The sequence below is a fragment of the Methanoculleus sp. genome (assembly GCF_035363275.1).
Taxonomy (GTDB): domain Archaea; phylum Halobacteriota; class Methanomicrobia; order Methanomicrobiales; family Methanoculleaceae; genus Methanoculleus.
Map to the genome: position 1 here is coordinate 44,432 of NZ_DAOSET010000012.1, position 7,863 is coordinate 52,294.

Consider the following 7,863-nt stretch of genomic DNA (forward strand, 5'->3'; position numbering starts at 1 on the left):
AGGATGATGCACGCGCGGGGGTATCAGGTTTGCGTAACCTACGAATATTTTCGAAGTCTTTTACCGTGGCCCGAAGGGCATATCCCCTCTCCCCCCAAACACCTGTGATAGCGATCCCGGCATTCGTGCCGGGCACGATGACGGAGGCTGCCGGTTACGTTCACATTCGACGAAGAGATTGCTGCCCTCAAAGCAGAACGCGATAATCTCCTCCGGTTCCCGGAAGAGGAGTTCATCGAGATCATCCGTGAGGTCGGGTTCTCCTGCGACTGTTGCGGACGGTGCTGCACCCGCGAGTTCAACGGCCACGTCTTTCTGCTCGAGGAGGACACCGACCGTGTCCGCAGGTTTGCGCCGGACGCCATCATCCCGGCGCCGGACTTCGATGCCTGCGACCAGCAGGGACACTTCTACGTATCGGGTTACGCCCTCAGGACAAAGCCGGACGGCTCCTGCATCTTCCTCTCCGACGGCAGGTGCAGCATCTACGCTCAGAGGTTTGCCATCTGCCGGATCTATCCCTACATGCTCCATCGAGAGGCCGACGAGACGGGCGCCGTCGACTGGCGGCAGATCGGCGGCTTAAACGAGCACGGGTGCTACAATACCCCGATCGACGCGGAAGAGTGCGCCCGGATCGCCCGGGAGACCCGTGCCTACGAGGCGGCCTTCATCGACCAGGCGATCCGGTTCCGGCGGGCTCTCCGCGACCTCTTTGCCGCCGAAGGGTTGCGCTACGTCCGGCGGACCTACGACCTCCTGATGCGGGACTTCCGGAAGGGTGCGGAGGTCGAGGTCCGGGTCTTCCACCGCGGCCAGTTTGAGCCGCATTGGGTCACCCGCGCGATGTACGAGTGATCATCCGGGCCCGACCGTATCTATTTCTGCTTCCCGCACCCTGGGTGCCTGATGGAGACCGTGGTCCTCCTCACCCTGCTGGTGCTCTCCGGTGGCGCCGTCCTCTTCATCACCGGCGTTGTCCGGGTTGACGTCGCCGCCGCTCTCGTGACTCTCGCGCTCGCGTGGCTCGGCCTCGTCACCCCGGTGCAGGCCCTCTCCGGCTTTTCGAGCAGCGCGGTGATTGCCATGCTCTCGGTGATGGTTCTCGGCCGCGGGCTCGACCGCACGGGGGTGACCGTCCGGATCGCCCGCGCGATAGTCGGGCTTGCCGGTCGTGATGAGCGGCGCCTGACCGCCGCCGTCTCGCTCGTCGCCGGCGGGATCTCGGCGTTCATGCAGAGCGTCGGGGCCACCGCCGTCTTCCTCCCCCTGCTCCTGCGGGTCTCGTCGCTCACGAGGGTCCCGGCATCGCACCTTCTCCTGCCGGTCGGCTACGCTGCAACTATCGGGGGGACTATCAGCATGGTCGGGGCGGGCACCCTCATCATCTTGAACGACCTCCTCAGACAGCGCGGGTATGTGCCCTTCGAACTCTTTGCCGTCGCCCCCGTCGGCCTGCCGCTCCTGCTCATCGGGATCGCCTTCTTCTACTTCTTCGGGGACCGGGTCCTTCCCCGGCGCGAGGGAACCAGGCTGACGCCTCAGGAGGAGTTGATCCGGAACTGGCGCCTGCCCTACCAGATATCCTACCTGCGGGTCCCTGCTAAAAGTCCCCTCGTCGGGAAGACACGGGAGGATGTCCACATGATATCGGGTTACGCCCTCCACCTCATCTCCATCGCCGAGGGCGGCGAGATCGTCTACACGCCGTGGCGGTATACCCGGTTCGCCGCCGGACAGGAACTCAGCATACTCGGGGAGGACCGGGACATCGAACGGTTCAAAGATGATTTCGATCTTGAATGGGTCCGGGCCGGGGAGAGCACCGCAAATGTCATGGCCGATCCAAACGTGGGGTTTGCAGAGGTGATCGTCCGGCCGTATGCTCCGGTCATCGGCAAGACGCTCCGCTACCTCGAGTTTCGGGTCACCTACGGTGCCGAGGTGCTGATCCTCCTCTCCGGAGAAGAAGAGCGGCGGAAGGACCTTGCCGACATTCCCCTGCGGGCAGGCGATGCGATGGTCGTCCTGGGCCGCTGGGAACGGCTCCGGGCGTTCGGCACGAGCCGGAACTTCGTTCTGGTGACTCCCGTCGAGGGGCGGATGGGGGTTCGCGAACGTGGAGCAGCGGCCGCCGTCCTCTGTTTTGCTGCCGCCGTCGCCCTCACCTACACGGGCCTATCGATCCCGGTGAGCCTCCTTTCAGGGGTGATCGCAATGATCCTCCTCCGGGTCATCCCGGTCGGCGAGGTCTACCGGGCCATCGACTGGCGGACGCTTGTCCTGATCGCCGGCCTCCTCCCGCTTGGCATCGCCATGGATACGACTGGAACCGCACAGTTCGTCGCCGACCGGTTGGTCGGCCTGGTCGCCGGGTACCCGACGCTCCTCATCCTCGTCGCAGTTGCCGTCCTCGCGACCACGTTCTCGCTCGTGATGTCAAACATTGCGGCAACCGTTCTCCTGGTCCCGCTCGTGCTCGTGATGGCGGGCTCGCTCGGCCTCGACCCCCGTGGATTGGCGCTCCTCACCGGGATCTGCACCTCGAACTCCTTCCTCCTCCCCACGCACCCGGTGAATGCCTTGCTGATGGGCCCCGGAGGCTACCGGAACCGTGACTATCTCGTGGCGGGGGGCGCTCTGACGGTCATCTTCATCATTGTCGCCGTCGGGATCATTTCCCTGCTCTATTTCTGACCGCTCCTCCCCTCGAAGGGGTAATCGTCGGTGCTGTGTCAACTCTCTCCGGGTAAACCTTTATGGGGCTCTGTGGCGACCAAGGATTCACTATGGAGCAGGAGTATGATCTCGTCGTTATCGGGACCGGGGTCGCCGGTTCCGACATCGCCTGGCACTGCAGGGATGCCGGGATGCGGGTAGCGATCGCCGATCAACGTGACTACGGGGGGACGTGCGCCCTGCGGGGTTGTGTCCCGAAGAAGGCGCTTGCCGGCGCCGCCGAGACGGTTGCCCGCGTCAGTAATCAGCAGGGGAACGGGATATCCGGGGATGTCTCGATCGACTGGCCGCGGCTGGTCGCCTTCGTGCGTTCGTTCACGGATCCCATCCCCCGGCGGAAGGAGGAGGGGTTCCAGGGGGCGGGGATCGAGACCTATCATGGGTCCGCCCGCTTCATAGGCCCGAACCGGGTCGTGATCGGGGACGATACCCTCACGGCCCGGTACGTCGTGATCGCCGCCGGTGCGCACCCCCGCCCCCTCGGCGTCCCGGGGGAAGACCTGGTGACCCCGAGCGACGACTTCTTCTACCTTGAAGCGCTCCCGGAGCGGATTGTCTTCATCGGCGGGGGCTACATATCGTTCGAGTTCGCCCATGTGGCTGCCCGGGCCGGCTCGTCGGTGACGATCCTCCAGCGGAGCGGGCGGGTGCTCTCGGGATTCGACCCCGATATCGTCGACCGGGTGGTGCTCGCGTCGCGTGAGGCCGGGATCGACGTCCGGGTGGATATGCCCCTTCTCTCGGTCGAGAAGAACGCCGCCGGCCTCCGGGTCCGGGCCGGGAAGAAAGGACAGGAGAAGACCTTCGATGCCGATATGGTCGTCCACGGCGCCGGCCGGGTCTCCGCGATAGAGGGCCTTGACCTTGCGGCCGGAGGGGTCGAGACCGACCGGCGGGGGATCGCGGTCAACGAATACCTCCAGAGCGTCTCGAATCCGGCGGTCTACGTCGCCGGGGACGCGAATGCGAAGAGTCCGCAACTGACGCCGGTGGCGGTGAGGGACGCCCATATCGTCGTCGACAACATCCTGCACGGCAACACCCGGACCGCGGACTACTCCGTCGTCCCGAGTGCCGCCTTCACGACCCCGCCCATCGCGTCGGTCGGGCTCACGGAAGAGGCCGCGAAGGAGAGGGGGATATCCTACATCGTCCATGCCGGGGATCTCTCGGCGCGCTTCACGAACCGGAGCACCGGCGAGAAGCATGCCGGCTACAAACTCCTGATCGACGGCGACTCCCACAGGGTCCTCGGGGCCCACCTCATCGGGCCCCACGTCGAGGAGGTGATCAACGTCTTCGCCCTCGTGATCCGGCACAACCTGACGGTGGAGGACCTGACGCTGGACGCGATCCCGTGGGCCTACCCGAGCCACACCTACGACATCATCCACATGGTCCACCCGCTGGTGAGGAAGTGAGATAAGTGATAAGCTGGAAGGTGATGCGGTTCGACTGATTGGGGACTCTTAGTTAGGGGCGCCAAACGGGTGGGGCAGTCGGCACCCCCGTTTCGGAAAGAGACGGTTTTTCACTTCTGGGCTTATAGCAGGCGTGATTCAGACTGCTGAAACAACCGAAACTATGAGCATATCTGGTCTGGTACACTGGACCGTGGGGATATCGCCACGCGGGGAGGGGCTGACAGGGAGGGGGCTGGCCCCCTCCCCTGTCTCTACCCCGTAAGATTCTACCTGTGACCCCCATTCGAAGACCTCCGGTCTTCTCAAACTCCTGCCGTTCCGGCAGTCGTTCCCCGCCCGGCCTCCGGCCTCCTCCTCCGCACCTGCGATGCTCATGCTCCGGCCCCATGGCCCGTCGCAATCTGCACCTGACGGTGCTCCAACTCCTGCCGTTCCGGCAGTCGTTCCCCACTCCAGGGGCGGGGGCAGTGCGTGGCGATATCCCGTAGAAAACCGTGCATGAGTTGTGACTGACTGAAGGACAGGAACCCGAACATCGGGGTACACAATCTCCACGATCCAGTGTAACGGATTCTCCTGGCTCCAGCCACTTTGACGGTCACAATCGCACTTTTAGCGCTTCCACTGCTCGATAAAAAGTGGCCAAAAAAAGATCGTGCCAGGGGGATTCGGGCCCCGGCCCCCGTTCTCACGCACCGGCGTCGGCGCCTTCTTCCTTTGCGCCCGTGCTCTCTTCAGCCGGTTTCTTCGCGGGCTTCTCGGGCTTCACGTAGGTGATGGTGTAGCGCTCCACCACGTGCTCCACCACCGGCGAGAAGTACTCCGGCTCCATCATGAGGCTCCCGAACGGGCAGCCCTCGACGCAGTCGCCGCAGGCGATGCAGCGCATGCGGTCTATCTCCCAGACCTTCTCCTCCTTATCGAGGCGGATCGCCTCGCACGGGCACCGCCGCGAGCAGAGGCCGCAGGAGCGGCAGGTGGCCGGGTCGAAGGTGACGTGCCCCCGGGTGAAGGGCCCCGTCCGCGCCGGGACTGCCGGGTACGGCCGGGTGTCCGGCCCGCCTGCGAGGTTCCGGAGAACCGTTCTTGTCATCTGAAAAATTCCCATCCCAAACTCACCTCTCCGTGCAGCTGATGCAGGGGTCGATCGAGAGGACGACGACCGGGACGTCGGCAAGCTGGGCGTTCGGGAGCATCTTCACCAGTATCGGGATGTTCGCGAGCGTCGGTGTCCTGATCCGGGCCCTGGTGAGGTGTTTGGTGCCGTTGCCCCGCAGGTAGTGGATGACCTCGCCCCGCGGCTGCTCCACACGGGAGAAGTACTCGCCGTCCGGTGTTCCCCTGACCTTCACGTCGAGGGGTCCTTCGGGAATCTGGTCGATCGCGCGCCGGATCAGGTCGATGGAGGCATAGACCTCCTTGACCCGGACGGCGCACCGGGCGTAGCAGTCCCCGGCGGTCTCCACGACCGGTTTGAAGCCGAGGTCACCGTAGGCGGCGTAGCCGGTCTCGCGGTGGTCGATCGCGACCCCGCTTGCCCTCACGGTCGGGCCGACGGCCCCGAGGGCGTAGGCGTCGTCCTTCCCGACGACACCGAGGCCCTGGAGGCGGTACTTCACCGTCTCGTCGTTCAAGAAGACGTCACCGAGGTCCCGGCACTCCTCCTCGAAGGGGTCGAGCGCGCGGTGCATCTCCGCGAGCTTCTCCGCCCCGATGTCGCGCCGGACCCCGCCGACCTTGCAGGTGCCCTGGATGACCCGTCCCCCGCTGGTGTCCTCGAGCACGTCGAGCACGCTCTCCCGGAGGCGCCAGGACCGCATGAAGAGGTTCTCAAAGCCCATCCCGTCCGCAAAGAGGCCGAGCCAGAGGAGGTGGGAGTGGAGACGCGAACACTCCGACCAGATCGTCCGGAGGTAGCGCGCCCGGTCGGGGACTTCGATCTTCATGATCTCCTCGATACCCTGACTGTAGCAGAGTGCGTGCATGAAACTGCAGATCCCGCAGATCCTCTCCGCCACGTAGACATACTCCGTGAACTCGCGCTTCTCGATGAGCCGCTCGAGTCCCCTGTGGATGTAGCCGATGGAGGGGATCGCCTCCACCACTGTCTCGTCCTCGAGGACGAGGTCGAGGTGGATCGGTTCCGGCAGCACCGGGTGCTGCGGCCCAAACGGCACGACTATGCGTTCCGGCATTGGTCACCCCCTCTTCGCGTGACGCTGAATGGGTATTTCTCCACCGTCTTGATGAACGTCCCTTTGAAATCGATGTTGATCCCGACAACAGGGATCCCGAAGAGGTCGTGCATCTCGTTCTCGTAGACGAACGCCCCCCAGTAGATACCGGAGATGCTCGGAACTTCCGTCTCCGGCCCCACCGTCAGGCGGAGGTTTCGGTACTGGTAGTCCTTGTCGAACGAGTAGTTGACCTCGTAAGCCCCGCCGATGTCCGTGCACCCGATCTGGACAAGGCGGTACCCGCCGGCCTGGAGCCCTTCGACCTCGCGCATGAGGTCCTCCGGTGCGACGTTGATGATTGTCTGCTCTTCGTTAACCGTCATGTGCTCCCACCTGCCTCTGCCGCATGCCGCGCTGTTTCTTTTGCCTGGGCGCTTCCGGTCATCTTCGCCCGTTTCTCCTCGAGGATCCCGAGCGCCTTCACGACACCGTCGATGATCATCTCCGGCCGCGCCGCGCATCCCGGAACATAGACGTCGACGGGGATAACCTTGTCGACACCTCCCGCGATGTTGTAGCACTCCCGGAAAATGCCGCCGGTTGCGGCGCAGATGCCTATCGCAACGACGACTTTCGGCTCCGGCATCTGCTCGTAGAGGTTTTTTACCACCGCCCGGTTCAACTCGTTGATCCCGCCCGTGATCATCAGGATGTCCGCGTGCTTCGGGTTTCCCGTGTTGATGATGCCGAACCGCTCCACGTCGTAGAGCGGTGTGAGGCATGCCAGCACCTCGATGTCGCACCCGTTGCAACTGGACGCATCGTAATGAAGGATCCAGGGTGATCGCTTCAGGAATGCCATGGTACTCATACACCCCCAAGCATCATATAGGAGAGGATCGCCAGGTTCACGATCCCGAGGATCGCTGCGAGCCACCCACTCTTCAATGCAGCCTGCCACCGCGCCCGTGCGGTGACGTTATCGACGAAGATTTCCGCAAGGTAGGTGATAGCGACCGCAACGATCCCGATCACGGGGTTCCAGGCAAAGAAGAGGAATACGAACCCGAGGAGGAAGACGTTCTCGTACCAGTGGGCGATCTCGACCTGCGCGAGCGTGGAGCCCGAGAACTCCGTCGTGATCCCCTTGACGATCTCCTGGTGCGCGTGGTGCGACGTCGATATGTCGAAGGGGGACTTCCTGAGTTTGATGGTGAGAATGACCGCAAAGCCCAGGAAGACGCCGGGGAGGTAGAGGATCGCCGGCACGGTCGTGGCGGCGATATCCGTGACGTAGAAACTTTGTGTGACCATGTAGAACCCGACGGCCGCAAGGATGATCATCGGCTCGTAGGCCATCAGCTGGATCAGTTCCCGCCCGGCCCCGATATGGCTGTAGGGTGAGTGGACCGCGTAGGCCCCGAGCACCAGGAAGACGTGGGCGAGCGTGAAGGCAAAGACGATCAGCAAGAGGTCCCCTCCCGCGAAGAAGAGCGCGCCGGAGAGGGCGATGAAGATCAGGT

General features: G+C 64.0%; 9 protein-coding genes. 3 read left to right on the forward strand and 6 right to left on the reverse strand.

Annotated features, from left to right (window positions below; translation table 11 throughout):
- Window positions 1–60 precede the first annotated feature (60 nt).
- Window positions 61–408: a hypothetical protein gene (locus PLN84_RS03975; protein WP_348531919.1), complete on the reverse strand. Its 348-nt coding sequence runs from the start codon at window positions 406–408 to the stop codon at window positions 61–63.
- Between PLN84_RS03975 and PLN84_RS03980 the strand changes: the two genes are divergently transcribed.
- The 3 genes from PLN84_RS03980 to PLN84_RS03990 all read left to right on the forward strand — a co-directional run bounded on the left by PLN84_RS03980 (window position 316) and on the right by PLN84_RS03990 (window position 4,160).
- Window positions 316–858, forward strand: a complete 543-nt coding sequence (locus PLN84_RS03980; protein WP_348531923.1) for a YkgJ family cysteine cluster protein — start codon at window positions 316–318, stop codon at window positions 856–858. The two genes, PLN84_RS03975 and PLN84_RS03980, sit on opposite strands and share 93 nt — an antisense overlap.
- Before the next feature lie 51 nt (window positions 859–909).
- On the forward strand, window positions 910–2,697 hold the full coding sequence (locus PLN84_RS03985) for an SLC13 family permease (protein ID WP_292558845.1): 1,788 nt from the start codon (window positions 910–912) through the stop codon (window positions 2,695–2,697).
- A 92-nt stretch (window positions 2,698–2,789) separates the two neighbouring features.
- Window positions 2,790–4,160: an NAD(P)/FAD-dependent oxidoreductase gene (locus PLN84_RS03990; RefSeq protein ID WP_292383047.1), complete on the forward strand. Its 1,371-nt coding sequence runs from the start codon at window positions 2,790–2,792 to the stop codon at window positions 4,158–4,160.
- A gap of 691 nt (window positions 4,161–4,851) precedes the next feature.
- On the opposite strand, the gene PLN84_RS03995 is transcribed toward PLN84_RS03990, so the two are convergent.
- From PLN84_RS03995 to PLN84_RS04015, 5 genes are all read right to left on the reverse strand, one after another.
- Window positions 4,852–5,256: a 4Fe-4S dicluster domain-containing protein gene (locus PLN84_RS03995; RefSeq protein WP_292383046.1), complete on the reverse strand. Its 405-nt coding sequence runs from the start codon at window positions 5,254–5,256 to the stop codon at window positions 4,852–4,854.
- A gap of 22 nt (window positions 5,257–5,278) precedes the next feature.
- On the reverse strand, window positions 5,279–6,358 hold the full coding sequence (locus PLN84_RS04000) for a nickel-dependent hydrogenase large subunit (RefSeq protein ID WP_348531920.1): 1,080 nt from the start codon (window positions 6,356–6,358) through the stop codon (window positions 5,279–5,281).
- Window positions 6,343–6,723 carry an NADH-quinone oxidoreductase subunit C gene (locus PLN84_RS04005; protein ID WP_348531921.1) on the reverse strand — a complete coding sequence of 127 codons (381 nt, stop codon included), beginning with the start codon at window positions 6,721–6,723 and terminating at the stop codon, window positions 6,343–6,345. Before PLN84_RS04005 ends, PLN84_RS04000 begins: the two co-directional genes overlap by 16 nt.
- Window positions 6,720–7,202, reverse strand: a complete 483-nt coding sequence (locus PLN84_RS04010; protein WP_348531924.1) for an NADH-quinone oxidoreductase subunit B family protein — start codon at window positions 7,200–7,202, stop codon at window positions 6,720–6,722. The genes PLN84_RS04005 and PLN84_RS04010 overlap by 4 nt, the downstream gene beginning before the upstream one ends.
- 5 nt (window positions 7,203–7,207) lie before the next feature.
- On the reverse strand, window positions 7,208–7,863 hold a 656-nt coding region (locus PLN84_RS04015), incomplete at its 5' end, for an NADH-quinone oxidoreductase subunit H (RefSeq protein ID WP_348531922.1).

What these genes read in the sequence shown, in the direction of transcription:
- PLN84_RS03990 (WP_292383047.1), top strand. Translation starts at nt 2,790, where the DNA reads ATGGAGCAGGAGTATGATCTCGTCGTTATCGGGACCGGGGTCGCCGGT.
- PLN84_RS03995 (WP_292383046.1), bottom strand. Translation starts at nt 5,256, where the DNA reads ATGACAAGAACGGTTCTCCGGAACCTCGCAGGCGGGCCGGACACCCGG.
- PLN84_RS04005 (WP_348531921.1), bottom strand. Translation starts at nt 6,723, where the DNA reads ATGACGGTTAACGAAGAGCAGACAATCATCAACGTCGCACCGGAGGAC.
- PLN84_RS04010 (WP_348531924.1), bottom strand. Translation starts at nt 7,202, where the DNA reads ATGGCATTCCTGAAGCGATCACCCTGGATCCTTCATTACGATGCGTCC.
- PLN84_RS03985 (WP_292558845.1), top strand. Translation starts at nt 910, where the DNA reads ATGGAGACCGTGGTCCTCCTCACCCTGCTGGTGCTCTCCGGTGGCGCC.
- PLN84_RS04000 (WP_348531920.1), bottom strand. Translation starts at nt 6,358, where the DNA reads ATGCCGGAACGCATAGTCGTGCCGTTTGGGCCGCAGCACCCGGTGCTG.